The sequence below is a fragment of the Ruegeria atlantica genome (assembly GCF_013032505.1).
Lineage (GTDB): Bacteria > Pseudomonadota > Alphaproteobacteria > Rhodobacterales > Rhodobacteraceae > Ruegeria > Ruegeria atlantica_F.
In genome coordinates this window covers 107,712-128,677 of record NZ_WQCG01000002.1, presented here as the reverse complement: position 1 = coordinate 128,677, position 20,966 = coordinate 107,712, and the positions used below count along the sequence as shown (strand labels likewise).

19 protein-coding genes and 1 tRNA gene are annotated in these 20,966 nt (G+C 55.8%); 8 read left to right on the top strand and 12 right to left on the bottom strand.

The annotated features are described in order from the left end of the window. The first annotated feature begins 46 nt into the window (after positions 1-46). From GOW92_RS07860 to GOW92_RS07850, 3 genes are all read left to right on the top strand, one after another. Positions 47-808, top strand: coding sequence for a DUF6478 family protein (locus tag GOW92_RS07860; RefSeq protein ID WP_170559594.1), 762 nt, complete (start codon positions 47-49; stop codon positions 806-808). Positions 809-819: 11 nt separating this feature from the next. Next, entirely contained in the window at positions 820-1,179 is a 360-nt protein-coding gene (locus GOW92_RS07855) for a hypothetical protein (protein WP_170559592.1), read from the top strand. 90 nt (positions 1,180-1,269) lie between these two features. Then, on the top strand, positions 1,270-2,796 hold the full coding sequence (locus tag GOW92_RS07850) for an MFS transporter (protein WP_170559590.1): 1,527 nt from the start codon (positions 1,270-1,272) through the stop codon (positions 2,794-2,796). Between the two features lie 48 nt (positions 2,797-2,844). On the opposite strand, the gene GOW92_RS07845 is transcribed toward GOW92_RS07850, so the two are convergent. The 6 genes from GOW92_RS07845 to GOW92_RS07820 form a co-directional block, all read right to left on the bottom strand. Beyond that, on the bottom strand, positions 2,845-4,185 hold the full coding sequence (locus tag GOW92_RS07845) for a S41 family peptidase (RefSeq protein ID WP_170559588.1): 1,341 nt from the start codon (positions 4,183-4,185) through the stop codon (positions 2,845-2,847). A gap of 6 nt (positions 4,186-4,191) precedes the next feature. Then, positions 4,192-5,322: a murein hydrolase activator EnvC family protein gene (locus tag GOW92_RS07840; RefSeq protein WP_170559586.1), complete on the bottom strand. Its 1,131-nt coding sequence runs from the start codon at positions 5,320-5,322 to the stop codon at positions 4,192-4,194. Beyond that, positions 5,319-6,836, bottom strand: a complete 1,518-nt coding sequence (gene gpmI / locus GOW92_RS07835) for a 2,3-bisphosphoglycerate-independent phosphoglycerate mutase (RefSeq protein WP_170559584.1) — start codon at positions 6,834-6,836, stop codon at positions 5,319-5,321. The genes GOW92_RS07840 and gpmI overlap by 4 nt, the downstream gene beginning before the upstream one ends. Positions 6,837-6,939: 103 nt before the next feature. Next, positions 6,940-8,613, bottom strand: coding sequence for a sulfatase-like hydrolase/transferase (locus GOW92_RS07830; protein WP_170559582.1), 1,674 nt, complete (start codon positions 8,611-8,613; stop codon positions 6,940-6,942). Between the two features lie 75 nt (positions 8,614-8,688). Next, a complete protein-coding gene (nqrM, locus tag GOW92_RS07825) occupies positions 8,689-8,925 on the bottom strand; it encodes a (Na+)-NQR maturation NqrM (RefSeq protein WP_058277146.1) in 237 nt (78 codons plus the stop codon). Between the two features lie 15 nt (positions 8,926-8,940). Beyond that, entirely contained in the window at positions 8,941-9,966 is a 1,026-nt protein-coding gene (locus GOW92_RS07820; protein ID WP_170559580.1) for an FAD:protein FMN transferase, read from the bottom strand. Positions 9,967-10,340: 374 nt separating this feature from the next. Here GOW92_RS07820 and GOW92_RS07815 point away from each other — a divergent pair, with 374 nt between their 5' ends. The 3 genes from GOW92_RS07815 (at position 10,341) to tviB (ending at position 13,260) form a co-directional block, all read left to right on the top strand. Beyond that, complete coding sequence (locus tag GOW92_RS07815) at positions 10,341-10,865, top strand: CBS domain-containing protein (RefSeq protein WP_170559578.1); 525 nt, start codon at positions 10,341-10,343, stop codon at positions 10,863-10,865. An 84-nt stretch (positions 10,866-10,949) separates the two neighbouring features. Next, on the top strand, positions 10,950-11,963 hold the full coding sequence (locus GOW92_RS07810) for an NAD-dependent epimerase/dehydratase family protein (protein WP_170559576.1): 1,014 nt from the start codon (positions 10,950-10,952) through the stop codon (positions 11,961-11,963). A 13-nt stretch (positions 11,964-11,976) separates the two neighbouring features. Then, positions 11,977-13,260, top strand: a complete 1,284-nt coding sequence (gene tviB / locus GOW92_RS07805; protein WP_170559574.1) for a Vi polysaccharide biosynthesis UDP-N-acetylglucosamine C-6 dehydrogenase TviB — start codon at positions 11,977-11,979, stop codon at positions 13,258-13,260. 44 nt (positions 13,261-13,304) lie between these two features. On the opposite strand, the gene nqrF is transcribed toward tviB, so the two are convergent. The 6 genes from nqrF to GOW92_RS07775 are packed head-to-tail and all read right to left on the bottom strand — an operon-like array spanning position 13,305 to position 19,167. Beyond that, complete coding sequence (gene nqrF / locus GOW92_RS07800) at positions 13,305-14,528, bottom strand: NADH:ubiquinone reductase (Na(+)-transporting) subunit F (protein ID WP_170559572.1); 1,224 nt, start codon at positions 14,526-14,528, stop codon at positions 13,305-13,307. 12 nt (positions 14,529-14,540) lie between these two features. Next, positions 14,541-15,149, bottom strand: a complete 609-nt coding sequence (gene nqrE, locus GOW92_RS07795) for an NADH:ubiquinone reductase (Na(+)-transporting) subunit E (RefSeq protein WP_170423419.1) — start codon at positions 15,147-15,149, stop codon at positions 14,541-14,543. Continuing rightward, a complete protein-coding gene (locus tag GOW92_RS07790) occupies positions 15,149-15,802 on the bottom strand; it encodes an NADH:ubiquinone reductase (Na(+)-transporting) subunit D (protein WP_170559570.1) in 654 nt (217 codons plus the stop codon). Before GOW92_RS07790 ends, nqrE begins: the two co-directional genes overlap by 1 nt. Then, positions 15,802-16,617 carry a Na(+)-translocating NADH-quinone reductase subunit C gene (locus GOW92_RS07785; protein ID WP_170559568.1) on the bottom strand — a complete coding sequence of 272 codons (816 nt, stop codon included), beginning with the start codon at positions 16,615-16,617 and terminating at the stop codon, positions 15,802-15,804. Before GOW92_RS07785 ends, GOW92_RS07790 begins: the two co-directional genes overlap by 1 nt. Further along, positions 16,610-17,818: an NADH:ubiquinone reductase (Na(+)-transporting) subunit B gene (locus tag GOW92_RS07780; RefSeq protein ID WP_170559566.1), complete on the bottom strand. Its 1,209-nt coding sequence runs from the start codon at positions 17,816-17,818 to the stop codon at positions 16,610-16,612. Before GOW92_RS07780 ends, GOW92_RS07785 begins: the two co-directional genes overlap by 8 nt. Positions 17,819-17,823: 5 nt before the next feature. After that, positions 17,824-19,167: a Na(+)-translocating NADH-quinone reductase subunit A gene (locus GOW92_RS07775; RefSeq protein ID WP_170560751.1), complete on the bottom strand. Its 1,344-nt coding sequence runs from the start codon at positions 19,165-19,167 to the stop codon at positions 17,824-17,826. A 288-nt stretch (positions 19,168-19,455) separates the two neighbouring features. Between GOW92_RS07775 and GOW92_RS07770 the strand changes: the two genes are divergently transcribed. After that, positions 19,456-20,571: a THUMP domain-containing class I SAM-dependent RNA methyltransferase gene (locus GOW92_RS07770; protein WP_170559564.1), complete on the top strand. Its 1,116-nt coding sequence runs from the start codon at positions 19,456-19,458 to the stop codon at positions 20,569-20,571. Between the two features lie 94 nt (positions 20,572-20,665). Next, positions 20,666-20,742, top strand: a tRNA-Pro gene (locus GOW92_RS07765). Positions 20,743-20,966 lie beyond the last annotated feature (224 nt).

Here is a 20,966-nt window from a genome sequence, read left to right as displayed (position 1 = left end):
CGCCGCTGTCTTTGACTAAAGAAGGTCAAGTTCAGACGATGGGACCATGGGCAAACTGCTGGAGCGATATCTACACCGCAAAACGATTGCGCGTTGGCAACGCGCCGTGCAAGACGCGGCCGGGGCCACGAACCCCCAATTGCGACAACAGCGCGATGAGGCGCGCAAACTGAGGACGCAGTTGGATCGTTTGTTACGTGAAGCAAACGAGCGGCTGACGTTGCCCCTGATCGGATCAAAACAGTTTCCCAAACCTTTGGGTACGGACTGGTGCTGGCGACCTGACTTGTGGCGGGGCCCCCTGCCTCAGCCCGGTGTCGCCTCGATCCCGCGCAAGGTTGAGTTGGATCAACAGGTAAAGATCTTCCATGACTGCGCCCTGTCCGAGATCAGCGTACGGCAGACGCGAAACACCGACGAAAAGGATCTGGCCGCTTTTGGCCTTGGCATCGAAGTTTTCGGATTTTCCGGTTCATTTCTTTCTATGTCACTCGATTTGCCGCCTGAGGCTGTGCAAGGCCTGACGCGACAGCACCTGATGCGGGTCGATGCACAGATCGAAACGGAGCGCCCGCTGGAAGTGACTGCGCGATTGAACATTCAGCACGGTCCAAACACCGATTCTGTTCCGCGGTCTCTGGATTTGACGGCAAACTCGAACGTTTTAGACTTTGATCTTGCCAACCTGCCGTTGAACGAACGGCGCATAGACAAGATATGGCTGGATCTGGTTCTGACCAACCCGGCAATGAACCGCATCGTCCTGCGGGACCTGACTCTTTGCCGCCACCACCGCGCCGACTTGTGAGGGCAATGGCCATGACACAACCAACCCTAACCCCCACCCTGTTTGAAAACGGCATCTGGCGCGGGTATCTGCAGGCAGACTCCGAACCGCAAGTCGAAGTCCGTTACCTGGGACAGACACTCGAGGGCATAGAGGTCTCTGCCACTGATGGCGGATGGGAACTGAGCGTCCCGGTACCAACCGCCGCGATTGCTGACGGAGTGCATTGCTTTGTGATTGCGGATGCAGGCTCATCAAGGAAGATCGGTGAATTCACAATCATTGCGGGGGTGCCAGCCGCAGAAGACTTGCGGACAGAAATTGCATTGCTGCGCGCAGAACTAGACATGCTGAAACGGGCCTTCCGAAGATCTCAGGCGCCTTCAGACTGACCCAGCCCCGGATCGTATCCGGGCCTTCCCCTATCTTTCAGGCGGATTCCGTGCATCATAAACACCAGCCGGAACAATCGGGGTGCGCATATGGACCGCAGCAGTATCGTCAAGGTCATCGCCCTGATGGTGACAGGTTTTGGAATCGGTATCGATTTCACCGGCGCTCTTATTCTTGTCCCGGCCATCGAAAACAGTTTTGACGCTGACATTACCAGCACCCAGTGGGTTCTGAACATTTACGCCCTGTTTTTTGCAATGACCATGGTCGCTGGGGGGCGGTTGGGGGACATGTTCGGGCATCGCAAGATGATGATCATCGGGCTGTCAATTTTCCTGTTTTCATCGGTCATGTGCTTCGTCTCACCCAGCTTAGACTTTCTGATCGCCGCCCGCGCGTTGCAGGGGATAGGGGCAGGCTGTGTCTGGCCCTGCACTCTTGCCTTTGGAGCGACCAAAATCTCACGCCCGGAACACCGCGCCATGATCATGGGGATGATCCTTGCTGGCGTAACCGCCGGCAATGTCTTTGGCCCGTTGATCAGCGGCGCGGCCGTTAATTTTGGTGATTGGCGGCTGTTTTTCCTGGCCAATGTGGTTTTTTCCACCATCTCGATGATCACCGCCCTAATCCTGATGGAACGTGAAACGCAACACAAACAGGGCGAACACATAGATTTTGCTGGAATGGGCGTTCTTTCATTTGCAGTTCTGCTTCTGCTGTATGGCCTGGACATCGGTGCGGACTGGGGCTGGACATCAGTTCCACTGTTGATGCTGTTCTTCGTCAGCGCCGCCTTGTTCTTCCTGTTCCCAAAGGTCGAAAAGCGCGTGAAAGAGCCGCTCTTGTTGCCGCAAATGATGCAAAACCGAGAGTTTCGGATCACGCTGGGCCTGAACATGTTCAACGTATCAGCTGCATTTGTCGGGCTGCTATATTTTCCTCAGTACATGCAGAAGGTCCTTGGTTGGTCCGTTTTCGAGTCCGCGATAGGGCTTGCCCCGCTGACACTTCTGCTGGCCGTTGGCTCGATTGTATCTGGCACTCTTTACAATGATTTCGGGCCAAAGCGCCTGTTGTTTTGGGGGTATCTGATCGCAACTATAGGCGCGCTCAGTATTGTCGTCCTGCCCGCCGAGCTGGGTTATTTTCAGATCTTGCCCGGCATGGCGATGATCGGGCTGGGCGCGACGCTGACGGTTGGGCCATCGGGCACTGCAGCCGTTTGTGCCGTCAAACCCGAGCGCGCGGGATTGGTCGGCGGGCTGAGTTTTATGACCCATCTGGTTTATGGGGCTGTGTCCGTCGCAATTGCGACCGCAATTATGTATGTCATCAGCCTGTCCAGCCTTAACAAGCAGTTGACGGCGGACGGGATCAACATGTCGGAAACCGATCAAAAGGCGATCAACGGTGGAACGCTTGCGACCGACACCGCTCGCGCTGTCATGAAAAAGCTCAGTTCGGAAGAGGCCGAAAAGGTCAAATCTGCTATCTCGGCCGCATTTGACACAGGTATGAACATGGCCTTTGTATTCGCTGCCGTCTCGGTCTCGGTCGGCATTGTTCTGGCAATGATGCTTGACGAAGAAAAACTGCACAAGGTTGAGGGATGATCCCAGCCATTGCAACAAGGGCCGCCAGTAATGGCGGCCCTGTTAATTTTACTGTGACGGTCCGTTGGGATTAAACGCCGACAAACCTTTGAGGATGTCGATGGCGTAGGCCAGCTGATAATCCTCTTCCCGCAGTTCAGCCGTGGCTTCGGCCTTGGCGCGGTCTTCTTCGATTTGACGGATTTCGTCTTCACTCAGGCTGTCGTTGTTCAGGCTGCCGCGCAGATCTGCTTCGGATCGTGTGCGGGCATCTGCCTCTTCGTCCTCGGCATCTGGTGCAGGACGTGGCTGTTCGACGATGATGTCAGGGCTGACACCAAGCGCCTGAATCGACCTGCCCGACGGCGTGTAATAGCGCGAGGTCGTCAGACGCATCGCGCCGTCGCCGCGCAAAGGCATGACCGTTTGGACCGACCCTTTGCCAAAGCTCTTGGTGCCCACAACGATTGCACGGCGGTGGTCTTGCAGCGCGCCGGCCACGATTTCCGATGCAGAGGCGGATCCGCCATTAATAAGGACAACAATTGGTTTACCTTCGGCCAGATCACCTGCTGTTGCATTGAATCGCTCGCCGTCGCTTGGGTCGCGTCCACGGGTGGACACGATCTCGCCTTCGTTCAGGAAAGCATCCGAAACTTTGATCGCTTGGGTCAGCAGCCCGCCGGGATTGTTCCGCAGGTCAAGGACAAAGCCATTGACCTTGTCCAGACCACCAGCTTCTTCGATCTGTTCATTCAGGCCTTCCTGCAGGTTCGGGAAAGTCTGGTCGTTGAAAGTGGTGACACGCAGAACAACGCTGGTGCCTTCGGTTCGGGCGCGCACGGCTGTCAGTTTGATGGTGTCGCGAATGATGGTGATGTCGAATGGCTCTTGCTCGCCCTCGCGGACGACCGTGATCACGATTTCCGACCCAACAGGACCACGCATCAGATCCACGGCCTTGTCCAATGTCAGGCCAAGGATACTTTCACCATCGACATGCGTGATGAAGTCACCGGCCTCTATTCCCGCTTCGTCGGCCGGGGTATCGTCGATCGGCGAGACAACTTTGACATAGCCTTCTTCCTGCGTGACCTCGATGCCTAATCCACCGAATTCGCCACGTGTCTGCACACGCATCTGCTCAGCATCATCTGGCGAAAGATAGCTGGAATGCGGATCAAGCGACGTGAGCATGCCGTCGATGGCCGCTTCGATCAGCTCTTCCGGCTCGACGTCTTCAACATACTGGGCGCGGATACGTTCAAAAATATCACCGAACAGATCCAATTGCTCGTACACGCTGGCCTTCCGGTCAGCCTCTTGCGCCAGCAAAGGACCAGCAATTTGTGTGGTTGCGATTACACCTGCCACGGTTCCGGCCAGACCGGCCATCAGAAATTTCTTCATACTCGTTTATCCATCCTTGTCGGTCCGAAACCATGATTCCGGGTCCACGGGGCTATTATTCTGTCTTACCTCTATATAGAGCGTTTCTGACCGGTCAGTTCCAGTGCCATCACCGCTTGTTGACAAAATTGCGCCGATTTCGGGCGATTCACCGGGCATCAAACCCACTGGAGTACCTTCTGGGATCACCTCGCCCATGTCTCCGTAGACCTCTTGAAGGCCTGCAAACACGAACAACAACCCTGGTTGCGGCTCGAGGATCGTCACGTTCCCAAGCTCTAACAATGGTCCGCGGTACCGGATCGTTGCTGCGGTTGGCGTTGTAACAATTGCCCTTGGACGGGTGGCAAGGATTACACCGGGGCGCGTAACACCCGCCGCATCGGTTTCATCTGTACGGTGCAAAACAACGCCTTGGGTCGGCAAGGCAATCTGTCCCTTGCGGTCAGAGATATCTGCGTTTGTCTCGGAAATCTCGCCTTCGGAAATCTCGGACAACCCGCTGGCAAATCCGTCAAGTGTTTCGGTTGATGAGATCAGAATAGCAGTTCGCACAGGATCCTCGACAAAGCGACGCGGTAAATCCGTGCGGTCGGCAATCGCCTCACTAAGGCTGGTGCGCGCGTTTTGCACGCCGGTCAGCCCTTCGACCAGTGTTTCTGCCGCGCTTTGCTGCAGTTTTCGAAGCGTCTGAACCTCTTGCAGATCATGGGTCAGCGCCTGGACGCGCGCGTTCAGACCTGGTGTAACCTCGGACAGCATCATACCCGCCCGTGCAGAACCAAGGGGACCGGATGGGTGCAACATCAGAACAGGCGGTGCAGTGGTTTCGATGGTTTGCAGGACTCCCAGCAGCTGCGCCACTTCCTTTTCCCGCGACCGCAGTTCTGCGGTCAGCTGCGCCTCACGTGTTGCCGCCATGCGCAACCCGTCACGCATAGCCGAAAGCCCGGCCTCATAAGCCTGAATGGTCTCGGTCAGAGCCCGTACGCGGTCTCGGGCCCCATCAGCCTCGGTCAGGTTAATCGACGCCTGCTCTAGCATCCGGGCGGCATTCAACGCCGCCGTGGCTGGATCATTCTGCGCATTGGCAGACGCCGCAAAGCACATCGCAAGGACAAAAGCGCGCACTCTCATGACAGCAGGCTGTGCCCCGTCATCTCGGGCGGTTGCTCAAGGCGCATTAGCTCCAACAGCGTCGGGGCCAGATCGGAAAGGCGCCCATCGCGAAGCGATGCACCCTTAGGCCCGCCAACAAGCGCCACAGGCACCGGGTTCAGCGTATGCGCGGTATGTGGTCCGCCGGTTTCGGGGTCAACCATGACTTCGCAATTGCCGTGATCTGCTGTGACAATCATCGCACCGCCGACCTTGTTCAACGCCGCCACGACCTGCGACAACCCCTGATCAACGGCCTCACAGGCTTTGATGGCAGCCTGCAAATCGCCCGTGTGACCAACCATGTCAGGGTTGGCATAGTTGGTGACGATCAGATCGTAGCCTGCCTCAATAGCCTCGACAAACTTCGCCGTCACCTCGGCCGAAGACATCTCGGGTTGCAGGTCATACGTCGCCACCTTGGGCGACTTTGGCATAAACCGGTCTTCACCTTTCTCGGGCTTTTCCTTTCCACCATTGAGGAAGAAGGTGACATGAGGGTATTTTTCAGTCTCGGCCAAACGAAACTGGCGAAGTCCTTGTTTGGCGACCCACTCACCCAAAGTGTTCACGATTTTCCGTTTGGGAAACACGGTTGTCATATAGGTATTGTGGCCATCCGAATACTCGACCATCCCGAGCAGAGCTGAGAGCTGCGGTCGCGTACCCGTATCGAAGTCCAAGAAGCCGGGTTCGCCAATTGCACGCAGGATTTCACGGGCGCGATCAGCGCGGAAATTTAGGCAGAAAAAGCCGTCACCATCTTGGATGCCTTCGTAGCCTTCGAGAACAGTGGGAACGATGAACTCGTCTGTTTCAGACTGGTTATACGCATGATCCACTGCACCATGCGCGGTGACAGCGGGCCGGCCCTGCCCCTTGACCATCGCCTCATAGGCCTCACTTACGCGTTCCCAGCGATTGTCCCGGTCCATCGCGAAGTACCGCCCGCAAACCGAGACGATCCGCGCGCCTGCAGGCAAGCGATCTTCAAGTTCTGACAGGTAGGTAAATGCCGATTTAGGAGCGACATCGCGCCCGTCCGTCATTGCGTGTAGTGCCACCGGAACACCCGCATCCGTAATCGCCTTTGCCGCAGCGACGATGTGGTTTAAATGGCCATGCACGCCACCATCTGAGACCAGCCCCATCAGATGTGCCGTCCCGCCAGCAGCTTTCACTTTGGTGATGAAGTCCTGCAACGCGGCATTTTCAAAGAAACTGCCATCCTCAATCGCAAGGTCAATCTGCCCTAGATCCATCGCAACGACCCGGCCTGCGCCGATATTGGTATGACCGACCTCGGAATTCCCCATCTGGCCGCTGGGTAAGCCAGCGTCCGGCCCGTGCGTGATTAGTTTCGCATGCGGCCCTTTGGTCATGATCGCATCAAAGGTCGGCGTTTTCGCGAGGTATGGTGCGTTGGACCGCGTGTCTTCGGACAGGCCCCAACCATCAAGAATACACAGGACGACGGGTTTGGGGGCGTTCATTGCGGCTCTCCGGATTTCTGCTCTGGTCCGTCTTGTATCGCCTGACATTTGGCAATTGAACCGCATTTTGCCCGCGACGGGCCAGAATTAATACTCAGGCCGCTCACCCCTTGTTCACGAGCTCTGTGAATGGACGTGCTTTCCGACCGCGATATTTGACGGTCAAATCCAGAGGCGCATCGTTTTCGTCATAGACCCCAACCACAATGCCCCGGCCCCGACTTTTTGTCCGCATCTCGATCAATTGCCGTTCCGACCGGGTCGTGCGCTGCGACTGGCGACGTGTCCAGGCGAACAGGTGATCGTACATTTGGGCAATAACATCCGCATGGTCCGCGCTGTCGCCCAGATCCGTCAGTTCATTCGGGTCATCCTCAAGATCAAACAGGATGGGCCGATGGCCGCCTTCACAGTGGATTAGCTTCCACTTTTTGTTGGCTGCCATGAACATGACCGCGTCGCGGACCGAGGCATTCAGCTTGTCCGCAATTGGTGATGCCGAGTAGTCGTACTCACAGATGACCACATCGCGGTACGTATCATTCTGCTGCCCATGCAAGATCGGAAGCAAGGAATGCCCTTCAAGGATATGCCCCGCGATCTCACCGCCCGCTACATCTACAAATGTCGGAGCAAGGTCGATGGATTCAACCAGCGCATCGCTTACGGTTCCACGCGTTCCATCCGCTTCTGGCGAGGGATCGTAGATGATCAGCGGCACCTTGGTCGAGGCATCCTGAAAGAACGTTTTCTCGCCCATCCAGTGATCGCCTAGAAAATCGCCATGATCCGATGTCAGCACGATCATCGTGTCCTCCATCCGGCCGGTCTTCTCCATCCATTCAAACAGCCGCCCCATCTGATCATCGGCCTGTTTGATCAACCCCATATAGGCCGGGATCACCGCATCCCGCACATCCTGCCGAGAGAAAGTCTGCCCGACTTTTGTATCCATGAATGCATTCAGCACTGGATGCGCATTCTGACGTTCTGCATCGGACCGAACAACTGGCAACACATGCTGGGGTCCGTACATCGAGGCATAGGGTTCAGGCACAATGTATGGCCAATGCGGCTTGATAAAGCTCAGATGACAGCACCAAGGGCCGTCATGGGACTCCATGAATTCCATACCACGACCGGTCAGATAGGGGGTTTCGCTGTCTTCTTCAGCGATGTTCGCAGGTTCATCCGAGTTTTTCAAAAACCAGCCGGACAAGACATTGCCATCCGCATCCAGCCCCGAGTTAGCAAAGTCGTGCCAGGGGTTGTCACTCTCATACCCTTTTGCAGCCAGATGCTTATTGTATTCCTTTGCGCCATCCGGATCATAAAATCCGTCGGGTCCTTCGGGCAGCATACCGTCATCGCGTTCATACACATCAAACCCGCATTCCGCGACGCGCGCGCCGATCAGACTGTCAGGCTCCAATCCCAGCCGCTCCATGCCTTCCGCATCTGCGCGCATATGGGTCTTGCCGACCAGCCAGCAGTCCATGCCCGCCTTGCGCAGGTGATCCCCCATCGTGATTTCACCAACTTTCAGCGGAATGCCGTTCCACGACGCGCCATGCGAATGCACATAGCGACCGGTGTAAGTCGACATGCGCGAGCTGCCGCAAATCGGGGATTGGATATAGGCCCGGTCAAATCGCACACCTTTGGCCGCCAGCCGATCAATGTTGGGCGTATGCAAATGCGGATGCCCGTAACAGCTGAGGTAATCCCAGCGCAGCTGATCGAACATGATGAACAGGATGTTTTTGGCTTTGGGCAAACCCGCGTCCTCCCCCAAGATGCTTCAGGGGACTACTTAGCCATTTCCAACACCATAGCGAAGCGCAAACTGCGTTCAGGCCTGACGCTCCATCTGCTCAAGCATCTTTTTGGCACGTTTGCACTGCAACTGATCGCGCAGGGGCGAGTCCGGGTCGACATCCTTTTGGCAGACCACGCACTTGTCCGCGCCTGAAATTGCATTCAGACCACCACAGCTACCTTTGATCGTCTTGCCCATCAGCATGACACCCAGCGACATGCCGACCACGATGATCAAAAGCAGAAAAAAGGCTATGATAAAGGTACTCATCGCGGTTCCTACTTGTCAGTTGGTGCCCAATGCGTCTTTGAACGCAGTGCTGTGAACGGTAATATAGGCATCGTCGCCGCCTGTCACATCCCGCGAGATGAAATACACGGCAAGTTTATGTTCTTCCGCCAGTTCCATGCCCTTTTCCTGACCCAGCGCCAACATTGCCGTCGCCCAGGCATCGGCCATCATCGCATTTTCGGCCAGAACCGTGACAGACGTTGTGCGATGTGTGATCGGACGACCCGTCGTTGGGTCAATGATATGCGAATACCGCACACCATCCTGTTCAAAGAAATTCTTATAGTCGCCAGAGGTCGCCATGCCGAGATCGTCCAGCTGCACAACCAACTGTAGATTCTGCGCGCCCGCTTCGGGCTTTTCAATCCCGATCCGCCAGGCTTCTCCCTTGTCGTTTTGCCCCATGGTGACCAGATCACCACCGATCTCGACCATGTAGTTTTCGATCCCCGCATCGCGCAGCGTCGCAGCCACGGCGTCGATGCCGTATCCTTTAGCGATTGCGGACAGGTTGATGCCAACGCCAGCGTCCGATTTGGCCAAAGTCCTGTTTTCGCTATCCAGTGCCAACAGGCGTTCCTGACCGACGCTGTCCAGCGCCGCCTGAATCTCGGCGTCCGACGGCACAGGATCTTCCGGCTTGCGCGGACCAAAGCCCCACAGCTCGATCAGCGGGCCAAGCGTGACGTCAAACGTGCCGCCGGATTTCTCGTGCACATCATTTGCAGCATCGATGACCAGCGCGAATTCTTCGGAAATCTCGGTTGGGTCAGTGCTGGTCGACGCCGAAAACGTCGATACCTCAGAATTCGGGTCCCAGTTGGACATCTTGGCGTTCACGTCAGCCAGTGTTTCTTCGACCGCAGTACCCAACGCGGTTTCATTCACATCCGTGCCGATGGCGGTTATGTTGAATGTTGTACCCATGGTCTCACCGGACAGGCGCACAACCTCGGGATCCTCGTCAAAAAGACATCCGGAAACAAGTGTTGCAACAGCCAGAACAGGCAAAAGGCGCATCGAGAGACCTCCTGAGGAAAACCGTGCCCGGCATATGCCAGTGGCCTCTTGCAGAGTCAAACCGACTTCACAACTTCAGCGGCAAGAACCCCAGAACCAATAACCCGACGCCGGCTGGCACACCGAATAACCAGGCTTTTTTCTGCCAGCCTGTCGCCTGCCGTTTCCACGTCATTCTAAAGTTGTGCCCGCAAACGACCACGAAAAAGAAAATCAGCGCTGCGACGGGTGGGGTTAGATAAAGGTCAGACAACAGTCCGGATATCCTTGTTTTGCGGCAGTTTTCCCCGGTTTGGACATTTGCACCCTATACAGACCGCTATGCTGCGGTAAGGTGTAGGGGAAGCCATCTCAAAAATAAGAGGAGATTGCCAATGGCCCCAACCTCATATCAGCCCCCCACCCGCGGCGACAAGGCCGATACAAGCACGCACAGCCAATCGGTGGAATCCAATCTGTCGCACACGCAGACGACAGTCGCAAAATTGCTTTCGGGCAAAGGGGATGCTGTATTTGCGGTGCGCCCAAACGACACGATCCATTCAGTCGTGAACACCCTCAGGGACAAGCGGATTGGCGCAGTGGTCGTGACCGACCAGAATGGTAAACTTCAGGGCATTCTGTCCGAACGCGACATCGTTCGGCGCATGGCTGACACGCCCGGCCAGACCTTGCCGCAATCCGTCGAAGATCTAATGACGCGCGAGGTCAAGACTTGTTCACCGGACGACCTGTTGAACGATGTTCTCAAAACCATGACCGAGGGGCGCTTTCGTCACATGCCCGTTGTTGCCGACGGCAATCTGCGTGGCGTAATCACGATCGGTGACGTGGTGCATTTCCGGCTGAAAGAGCTAGAGTATGAAGCCCTACGCATGAAACAAATGATCGTTGGCTGACCTTTTTGGCAGAAACCCCTTGACCTTAGCAGACTGACAGTATCCTTGATGCCAAAATTGGTTCGGTCATAGGTCGGGGGAAAAATGAAGCGCGTTCTGGTGACGGGTACAGCAGGGTTTATCGGGTTCCATCTTGCAAAACTGTTGCTTTCGGAAGGCTTCCGCGTGCACGGCTATGACGGGATGACAGATTACTATGATGTCGCCTTAAAAAACCGTCGACATCAGATGCTGCTTCAAAATCCCGGCTTTTCGGCAACCGAGGGTTTGTTGGAAAATCACGATAAGCTCAAGCAGGTTGGGGAAGAGTTTCAACCTGACGTAATTGTGCACCTCGCTGGACAGGCGGGCGTGCGATACAGCTTGGAAGATCCGCGCAGCTATATCGACTCGAACATAGTCGGTACGTTCAATGTGATGGAAGTTGCCCGCGAACATAAGGTTGAGCACCTGTTGATGGCCTCTACATCGTCGGTCTATGGCGCGAATGAGGTGATGCCCTTCACCGAGGTTGAAAAAGCTGACACGCCTCTGACCATCTATTCGGCGACCAAAAAGGCGAACGAGGCGATGGGTCATTCCTATGCGCATCTTTGGAACCTGCCTACAACGATGTTCCGGTTCTTTACTGTCTACGGTAGCTGGGGGCGGCCTGATCTGGCTCTTTACAAATTTGTGGATGCCATACTGGATGACCGCCCGATCGACATCTACAACCACGGCGACATGTATCGTGATTTCACCTATGTTGATGACCTTGTACGCGGGATCAGGTTGCTGATCGACAGCCCGCCTGTGCGCCCTGACGGCAGGGATGATATCGTCGAGGGCGACAGCCTTTCGCCTGTAGCGCCCTGGCGCGTGGTCAATATTGGAAACGGTGACAAAGTACGCCTGTTGGATTTTGTCGAGGCAATTGAAGAAGCCGTCGGGAAAAAGGCAATCAGAAACTACATGCCCATACAAATGGGCGATGTCCCCGCCACCTGGGCCGATACCGACCTGTTGCAGCGATTGACCGGGTATCGCCCCCAAACCGACTTCAAGGTCGGGATCGCACGGTTCGTGGAATGGTTCCGCGACTATCACGGAAAATAAGCTGATTTCCCGCATGCTCGAAACAAATCCCAGTTCCCGAAGAATCGCTGTCATTGGCCTGGGCTATGTCGGCCTGCCGCTGGCCGTCGCGTTTGCCAAGATCGGTTCGGTAACTGGGTTTGATATCAATGCAGAACGCATAGACGCCTTGCGCGCGGGGCGAGATAACACTCAGGAAGTCGAAGCCGAAGACCTGACCGCTGCGATTGGATTGACCTTTACCTCGGAACCGTCCGATCTCGTGAAATGCGATACCTTTATCGTGACTGTTCCGACGCCGATCACAGCGGGCAAACAACCGGATTTAGCCCCTTTATTGAGTGCATCCGAGACGGTCGGGCACATTCTGAAAAAAGGTGACCTGGTGATCTACGAGTCCACGGTCTATCCCGGCGCGACCGAGGAAGATTGTGTGCCGGTGCTCGAACGGGTTTCCGGGTTGAAATTCAACAGGGATTTCTTCGTCGGATACAGCCCGGAACGGATCAATCCTGGCGACAAGGCTCATCGGATCTCGGATATTTGCAAGGTGACCTCAGGCTCGACCCCCGAGGCGGCAGATCTGGTAGACGCGCTTTATGCCCGGATCATCGCGGCAGGTACACACAAAGCTGAAAGCATCCGTGTGGCCGAAGCCGCAAAGGTCATCGAGAATACGCAACGCGACCTGAACATTGCGTTGGTTAACGAACTGGCAATGATTTTTGGCCGTCTCGGCATTGATACCGATGCGGTCCTGCGCGCAGCCGGTACCAAATGGAACTTTTTACCCTTCCGTCCTGGCCTGGTTGGTGGTCATTGCATTGGAGTCGATCCCTACTACCTGACTCACAAAGCCGAGGCGGTCGGCCATCATCCACAAATCATTCTGGCCGGTCGACGTCTGAACGACAGCATGGGCGGCTACGTTGTGTCACAACTGGTCAAGCGAATGACTCGCATCGGGATTGATGTTGGCTCCGCCCGTGTTCTGGTCATGGGGCTTACATTCAAGGAAAACTGTCCCGATTTGCGCAACACCAGAGTCGTCGACATTATAGAAGAACTGACCGACTACGGCATCAAAGTCGATGTGCACGACCCCCACGCCGATGCATCCGAAGCATTGGCCGAGTACGGCATTTCCCTTGTCGATGTCCCCGAAGAACGCGCTTATGACGGCATAGTTCTGGCCGTGGCACATCAGGAGTTTCTAGCTGTCGAACCCGCGCAAATCAGAGCGTTCGGAAAAGACACTAGCGTCGTCTTCGACGTCAAGTCGGTCTTGCCCATAGAAGACAGCGACCTTCGTCTCTAAGCCCAAAAGAAAACCGGCGCCCTTGAGCGCCGGTTCTTTGTCTCTTACCCGCCAAAATCGTCGAGCATGATGTCTTCGCGATCCACGCCCAGATCCAGCAGCATGTTGATGACCGACTGGTTCATGATTGGCGGACCACACATGTAAAACTCACAATCCTCAGGCGCCGGGTGGTTCTTGAGGTATTCCTCGAACAGAACGTTGTGGATGAAGCCGGTATAGCCTTTCCAATCGTCCTCGGGCTGCGCGTCCGACAGGGCGACATGCCATTCGAAATTGTCGAACTCTTCCGCCAGCTGGTCGAAATCCTCGACAAAGAACATCTCTTTTTTCGACCGGGCACCGTACCAGAAACTGATCTTACGATCGCGGTTTTCCAGACGCTTGAGCTGGTCAAAGATGTGGCTTCGCATTGGTGCCATACCAGCACCACCACCGATGAAGACCATCTCTTTCTGGGTGTCGCGTGCAAAGAACTCCCCGAACGGACCAGAGATTGTCACCTTATCACCCGGTTTCAGGTTGAAGATATAGGATGACATCTGACCCGCCGGGATACCTTCAGAGCCCGGAGGCGGCGAGGCGACACGGACGTTCAGCATGATCATGCCTTTTTCGTCCGGGTAATTGGCCATCGAATACGCGCGCTCGATCGGTTCGTTCACAACCGATTCATACTGCCACAGATTGAAGCGGTCCCAATCTTCGCGGTATTCTTCCTCAACGTCAAAATCGGTGTACTTCAGTTGGTGCGCAGGAGCTTCGATCTGAATGTAGCCACCGGCACGGAAGTTCACGTCCTCGCCTTCTGGCAGGTCCAGAGTCAGCGCTTTGATGAAGGTCGCCACGTTTTCGTTCGAACGAACCGTGCACTCCCATTTCTTGACGCCAAAGACCTCTTCGGGGACTTCGATATTCATGTCCTGTTTGACCGCGACCTGACAGGACAGACGGTCACCACAAGCAGCTTCACGCTTGGTGATGTGACTCTCTTCGGTCGGCAGGATTGACCCGCCGCCCGAATGCACACGCACACGACACTGCGCGCAAGTACCACCGCCGCCACAGGCAGACGGCACGAACAGCTTTTCTGCCGCAAGTGTCTGCAGCAGCTTGCCGCCCGCGGGAACGGAAATGGTTTTCTCACCGTTGATGGTTATGTTCACATCACCTGTCGATACCAGTTTCGAACGGGCGGCCATAATCAGAGCCACCAGAGCAATAACGATCAGGGTGAAAAGGACGACGCCCAGGCTAAAAGTTTCCATGCGAGCTTCTCCTTACAACTTCACGCCCGAGAAGGACATGAAGGCCATCGCCATCAGACCCGCGGTTATGAAGGTGATGCCAAGACCCTGCAAACCATCCGGAATGTCCGAGTACTTCAGCTTTTCACGCACACCAGCCATCGCAGTGATCGCCAGCGCCCAACCAAAGCCCGAAGACAGACCATAGGTGGCGGCTTCGGCGAAGTTATAGTCACGCTCAACCATGAACAGCGAGCCACCCAGGATGGCGCAGTTCACCGTGATCAGCGGCAGGAAGATCCCCAGCGCGTTGTAGAGCGGCGGGAAGTACTTATCCAAGACCATCTCAAGGATCTGAACCATCGCCGCAATCACGCCGATATACGAAATCAGGCCAAGGAAGGTGAGGTCCACATCGGGGAAACCAGCCCAAGCTAGCGCGCCTGGCTTCAACAGGTAGTTGAGCAGCAGGTTGTTCGTGGGCACGGTGATGGCCTGAACGACCATCACAGAAATACCCAGACCCAGCGCGGTCGAAATCTTCTTAGATACGGCGATGAAGGTACACATGCCGAGAAAGAAGCTAAGCGCGAGGTTTTCAACAAAGATGGCCTTCACGGCCAGTGAAATCAGACCTTCCATCAGTGGGCCTCTACCTGCTGAATTTTGTATTCACGTTCTTCGACCTGGTTTGGCTTCCATGTGCGGAAGGCCCAGATGATCAGACCGATGATAAAGAACGCGGACGGCGGCAGCAGCAGCATGCCGTTGGGCACGTACCAACCACCATTGTTGACGGTCTGTAGAATGGTGACGCCAAACAGCGACCCGTTGCCGAACAGTTCGCGAATGAAACCAACCAGCAGCAGGATCAGGCCATAGCCCATACCGTTGCCCATACCGTCGATAAACGACGCGACCGGAGGATTCTTCATCGCAAATGCTTCGGCGCGACCCATCACGATACAGTTGGTGATGATCAGGCCAACGAAGACCGACAAGGTTTTCGAAATCTCGAAAGCATAGGCTTTCAGGATCTGGTCCACCAGGATCACCAGCGAGGCGATGATCACCATCTGCACGATAATCCGGATCGAACCCGGGATCTGGTTGCGAAGGCACGAGATGAAGAAGGACGAGAATGACGTCACGAAGATCACCGCCAGCGCCATCACCATAGACACCTGCAGTGACGAGGTCACCGCCAGCGCCGAACAGATACCCAGCACCTGCAGCGTAATCGGGTTATTGTCGACAAGCGGGTCGACCAGCATCTCTTTCTTGGTCTGGGACATCAAATCTCTCCTGCTTGCAGTTTGGCCAGGAACGGAGCGTAGCCCGCATCACCCATCCAGAATTTCACCAGGTTATCGACACCAACCGAAGTCAGCGTGGCACCAGCCAGGGCGTCAACATAGAATTCAGGGCCGGCGGCGGGTTGTGACTTGGACACGGTGATCTGCAGATCCCCCGCCTCATCCCGCAGTTTTTTGCCATTCCACAGTGCTTTCCAACGAGGGTTGTCCACCTCAGCACCAAGACCGGGCGTCTCACCGTGCTGATAGAATTGCAGGCCGTAGATGTCGTTACCGTTGCTTTCCAGCGCGATGAACCCATAGAGCGTCGACCACAGACCATAACCCTGAATCGGCAGGATGACCTTGTCGAGCGCTCCGCTGTCATCACGCAGCAGATAGATCACGCGGTACAGAGCCTTGCGACCGATACCAGCAGGGTCATCATCCAGCGCAACGCTCAACTCAGGGTCACTGGCAGCGGCCAGATCGTCGAAAGTGGCCGGATCGAATTTGTCGTCCACAAACTCGCCAGTCGACAGTTCAAGTACATGCGGCTCGAACTTTGCGAATGCTTCAGAGACATCGATGCCCGGCTCGTAAACGCCTGCCACCTGCAGAACGTTGATCTGCTTGTCCTTCAGCGCGTTCGCTTCCTGCACAGGGCGCAGGCTTACGGCTGCAGCTGACACGACCATCGAAGCCACAAGGCAGACTGCTACGGCGATAAAGATCGTTTTACCCACCGAGTCCGGCGAGGCCGCCAGGAACTTGGCAATCGCGCCCTTGGGTTCTGGGGATTGCGTATCAGACATGGCGACGCGCCCTCCGTTTGATGTTTGCCTGAACGACAAAATAGTCGATCAGCGGTGCAAAGACGTTACCGAACAGGATTGCCAGCATCATGCCTTCGGGGAAAGCGGGGTTCACCACACGGATCAACACAACCATGATACCAATCAGGGCGCCGTAGATGTAGCGACCCATGTTGGTGTGGCTGGCCGAAACAGGCTCGGTCACCATGAAGGCCAGACCGAAGGCGTAACCGCCGACGACGACATGCCAGTACCAGGGCATCGCGAACATCGGGTTAGTGTCCGACCCAATCAGGTTGAACAGCAAGGTAAGACCTATGGTGCCTGCCAGACAGCCAACAATCAGGCGGAAATTGGCGATGCGCGTCATCAACAGAAATGCCAGACCGATCATACAGGCCAGCGTCGAGGTCTCGCCAAAGCTGCCCTGCATCTGACCCAAAAACGCGTTCCACCAGGTAAGTCCCTCGATGGCCAATGCCTGATACCCTTCTGAGGCGGAAACCGACAATGCCGTTGCCCCCGAAAAGCCATCAACCGGGGTCCAGACCGTGTCACCCGACATATTCGCCGGATAAGCAAAATACAGGAACGCGCGACCAACAAGCGCAGGGTTCAGGAAGTTTTTGCCAGTACCGCCAAAGACTTCTTTACCGATGACAACGCCGAAGATGATACCCAGCGCGACCTGCCAAAGCGGCGTGGATGCGGGCATGATTAGCGTGTAAAGCATTGAAGTAACAAGGAAACCCTCGTTCACCTCATGGCCGCGAACAGTTGCAAACACGACCTCGAAGATACCACCTGCTACAAGTGTGACGATGTAAATCGGCAGGAAGTACATCAACCCGTGCATCACATTGGCGAAGATGCTGGCAGGATTCAGTGAGATACCGAACATCTGCAGGATGGCGATCCGCCAGCCAGTGGCTGAATCCGGACCCAGCGCGGCAATGGCCGAGTTTGCCTGATAGCCGGTGTTATACATCCCCCACAGGATACAGGGGATCGTAGCGATCACGACATAAGTCATGATCCGCTTCATATCCACGTAGGACCGCGCATGGGGCGCGACAGAGGTTACGGTTTTCGGAGTGTAGATGAAGCTTTCGACCATCTCGTAGATGGGGAAATACTTCTCGTACTTGCCGCCCTTGGTAAAGTTCGGCTCGATCCGGTCAAAGAAGTTGCGCAAACCCATTCGGATCAGCCCTCCTTTTCAATCTTTGTCAGGCAGTCGCGCAGCGCCAGCCCATATTCATATTTCGCCGGACAGGCAAAGCCGATAAGGCCAAGGTCCTCTTCGTCCAGCTCCAGCGCACCTAGCGCCTGTGCAGTATCGGTGTCCATTACCAGCAAAGCGCGTAGCAATTGCGTCGGCAAATAGTCCTGCGGCATCAGCTGTTCGAACGTACCGGTCGGCACCATTGCACGGCGTCCACCATTCAAATTGGACGTGAATGCAAACAGCTTCTTGGCAAAGGCCGAGCCAAGAACCGGCTGAACCGCGTATTTCGACGGCATCGGAAGAATCCAGCCCAACGTATGCTGATCATGGTCTTCGCGGATGATGCTGATCTGACGCGCGAAACGGCCCAGAAAGGCCTCCGGACCCGCTGCATGGCGGCCAGACAGGATAGAGCCAGAAATAACGCGGGCGGTTCCGTCCACATTGATTTCGTCACGCGTCAGATCGTCGGTCGATGCGCCCATGACTGTGCGGATCAGGCGGGGCTGGCGCGCGCCAGGGCCTGACAGGGCAACCACGATGTTGGGGTCCAGATGACCCGTCTGCATCAGGCGACCAATCGCGATCACGTCCTGATAGCCGATCGTCCAAACCTGTTTCTCACCGGCCAGCGGCTCAAGGAAGTGGATGTGCGTTCCAGCCAGACCGGCAGGGTGCGGTCCGGAAAACGCTGCTGCTTCGACACCCGGAACGTCCGCGCCCGGAAGGGCGTTGCCCTCTTTTTGGCACAGATACGTCTTACCCTCGGTCAGCTTGGCAACAGCGTTCAGGCCGGCAGCAAAGGCGTCACCTGCATCTTGAATAATGGTCGCAGCATCAGCAGCCAGAGGTTCGCTATCCATGGCCGTCACGAAAATTGCCGCGGGCGTGGTTCCCGGTGTTGCCATCTTGGAATACGGCCGCGTACGGAAGGCAGTCCACAATCCGGCTGCACACAGGCGTTCAGTCACGCCTTCGGCCGTTTCGGCGTTGCCCACGCCGGAAAAATCCAGGCCTGTGTCGTTGACGTCAGAGACTTCGATCACAACGCTCTGCAGAACCCGACGCGCACCACGGTTGATGGCCACGACTTTGCCGCTGAGCGGGGCGACCATTATCGCCTCGGGCACATCCTTGTGACAGAACAACGGTGTGCCCCGCCGTACCTCTTCACCCTCCTGAACCAGCATGCGTGGTTTCAGGCCCAGATAATCGGCCCCCAAAACCCCAACAGACCTGAATTCAGGACCCGGCTGGATCGTCTGCTCTGGCGCGCCTTGCACCGGCAGCTCCAACCCTTTTTTCAGTTTGAAAGTTTGCATGTCGCTACGGTCTTCCAAGCCTCTTTCCTGCAACACATCGTTCCCACCACTGCATAGTGGCACAAAACGATCTGTATGTGGGAGCCTGAGAACAAAAAAGGCGCATAGCACCTGCTTTTGTTCCAAGCTTCGATTTGATCACGGACCCTTTACGCGGGGATGGTGCCAAACGCAAACCCGTTGCCGCCTAAATTGCCGATAATTTGTCAATTTAACTTGAAGGGCTGCATTTTGAGCCCGCTAAAATTGTATATCGCGCCCGCAACGCTTCCGGTGTAAGCACCCGGGATGGAACCAAACGACAATTTTGAGATTTTTCTGGTCGCAACGCCCGGCCTTGAAGCCCCACTGCATGCTGAAGCAGTCGAGCATGGATTCGCAGGTGCAAAGCCCGTGCCCGGCGGTGTCACCTGCAACGGTGGGTGGTCGGAAGTTTGGCGCGCGAACCTTTGTTTGCGCGGAGCGAACAAAGTTCTGGTGCGATTGGGCGGATTTCCCGCCGTCCATCTCGCGCAACTGGACAAACGAGCCAGAAAATTCCCCTGGGCAAACTTTCTAAGCCCCGATGTTCCCGTCAAGGTCGAAGCAACAAGTCGCAAATCCCGAATCTATCACGCGGGTGCCGCGCGACAACGCATCGAACGGGCGATTACGGAAACTCTGGGCGCTCCTGTTTCAACAGATGCGGCCGTGCGTGTTCTGCTTCGGATAGAAAAAGATCTGTGCACCTTTTCGATAGACAGCTCAGGCGAACCGTTGCACAAGCGCGGCCACAAGCCCGCCGTCGCAAAAGCCCCAATGCGCGAAACGATGGCTGCGATGTTCCTCAGAGAGTGTGGATTTGATGGGTCCGAGCCAATTCTGGATCCGATGTGCGGCTCGGGCACCTTTGTCATTGAAGCTGCCGAAATTGCACTGGGGTTGCCCCCGGGCCGCACGCGCAGCTTTGCCTTTGAATATCTGCCGAGTTTCGACTCGGACGTTTGGTCCACGATGCGCCAGCAACCGCCTTTGGCCAAACCGGACATGATTTTTTTTGGCTCGGACCGTAATAGCGGGGCGATTGAAGCATCGACCAAAAACGCCGACCGCGCTGGAGTTGCAGAACTCACCATGTTTCAGACCCGCTCGGTCAGTGACATAAAGCCTCCGTCAGGGCCTTCGGGTCTTGTTATTGTCAATCCACCCTATGGTGCACGGATCGGAGACGAAAAACGCCTGCGATCGGTTTACGGCAGCCTGGGAAAGGTACTGCAATCCAGGTTCAAAGGCTGGCGTGTCGGCATCGTCACCAGCAGTGCAAGCCTGGCCCGATCTACCCGTTTGCCCCTATTGCCGCCGGGGCCGGTTGTGGACCATGGCGGCACAAAAATTCGGCTGTATCAAACCAGCGTACTGACCTGATACTGCGTCGGCAAAAGACCGGTGCAATTCAAATAATCCATGCGAAAACCCTCTTGCACATCCAAATACGCGGGTATAGATCACGCGCCACGGTCGGAGTGTAGCTCAGCCTGGTAGAGCACTGTCTTCGGGAGGCAGGGGTCGGAGGTTCGAATCCTCTCACTCCGACCAATAAAACAAGGGTCGAATGCAGACATACATTGTCTTTTGACCATAAAAGTTACCTTCCCGCCAATAATAGGTTACTGTGGGTGTTTCACGTCTCACGTTTCTGACCCAAACGTCGTAGTTGGACCGGGACCAATCAAACGATTGGCTTCAGAAAACACACTTCAGCATCAGTACCACGTTGCTGCCCCGAACCTTCAAGCGCATGATTGACCCTGCTACCAAAG

Bases quoted from the DNA above. Each gene is read 5' to 3' on its own strand.
- GOW92_RS07775 (WP_170560751.1), bottom strand. From the start codon at position 19,167: ATGCAAACTTTCAAACTGAAAAAAGGGTTGGAGCTGCCGGTGCAAGGC.
- GOW92_RS07780 (WP_170559566.1), bottom strand. From the start codon at position 17,818: ATGGGTTTGCGCAACTTCTTTGACCGGATCGAGCCGAACTTTACCAAG.
- GOW92_RS07855 (WP_170559592.1), top strand. From the start codon at position 820: ATGACACAACCAACCCTAACCCCCACCCTGTTTGAAAACGGCATCTGG.
- nqrE (WP_170423419.1), bottom strand. From the start codon at position 15,149: ATGGAAGGTCTGATTTCACTGGCCGTGAAGGCCATCTTTGTTGAAAAC.
- GOW92_RS07845 (WP_170559588.1), bottom strand. From the start codon at position 4,185: ATGAAGAAATTTCTGATGGCCGGTCTGGCCGGAACCGTGGCAGGTGTA.
- GOW92_RS07820 (WP_170559580.1), bottom strand. From the start codon at position 9,966: ATGCGCCTTTTGCCTGTTCTGGCTGTTGCAACACTTGTTTCCGGATGT.
- gpmI (WP_170559584.1), bottom strand. From the start codon at position 6,836: ATGAACGCCCCCAAACCCGTCGTCCTGTGTATTCTTGATGGTTGGGGC.
- GOW92_RS07810 (WP_170559576.1), top strand. From the start codon at position 10,950: ATGAAGCGCGTTCTGGTGACGGGTACAGCAGGGTTTATCGGGTTCCAT.
- GOW92_RS07815 (WP_170559578.1), top strand. From the start codon at position 10,341: ATGGCCCCAACCTCATATCAGCCCCCCACCCGCGGCGACAAGGCCGAT.
- GOW92_RS07860 (WP_170559594.1), top strand. From the start codon at position 47: ATGGGCAAACTGCTGGAGCGATATCTACACCGCAAAACGATTGCGCGT.
- GOW92_RS07770 (WP_170559564.1), top strand. From the start codon at position 19,456: ATGGAACCAAACGACAATTTTGAGATTTTTCTGGTCGCAACGCCCGGC.
- tviB (WP_170559574.1), top strand. From the start codon at position 11,977: ATGCTCGAAACAAATCCCAGTTCCCGAAGAATCGCTGTCATTGGCCTG.
- nqrM (WP_058277146.1), bottom strand. From the start codon at position 8,925: ATGAGTACCTTTATCATAGCCTTTTTTCTGCTTTTGATCATCGTGGTC.
- GOW92_RS07785 (WP_170559568.1), bottom strand. From the start codon at position 16,617: ATGTCTGATACGCAATCCCCAGAACCCAAGGGCGCGATTGCCAAGTTC.
- GOW92_RS07840 (WP_170559586.1), bottom strand. From the start codon at position 5,322: ATGAGAGTGCGCGCTTTTGTCCTTGCGATGTGCTTTGCGGCGTCTGCC.
- GOW92_RS07850 (WP_170559590.1), top strand. From the start codon at position 1,270: ATGGACCGCAGCAGTATCGTCAAGGTCATCGCCCTGATGGTGACAGGT.
- GOW92_RS07790 (WP_170559570.1), bottom strand. From the start codon at position 15,802: ATGTCCCAGACCAAGAAAGAGATGCTGGTCGACCCGCTTGTCGACAAT.
- nqrF (WP_170559572.1), bottom strand. From the start codon at position 14,528: ATGGAAACTTTTAGCCTGGGCGTCGTCCTTTTCACCCTGATCGTTATT.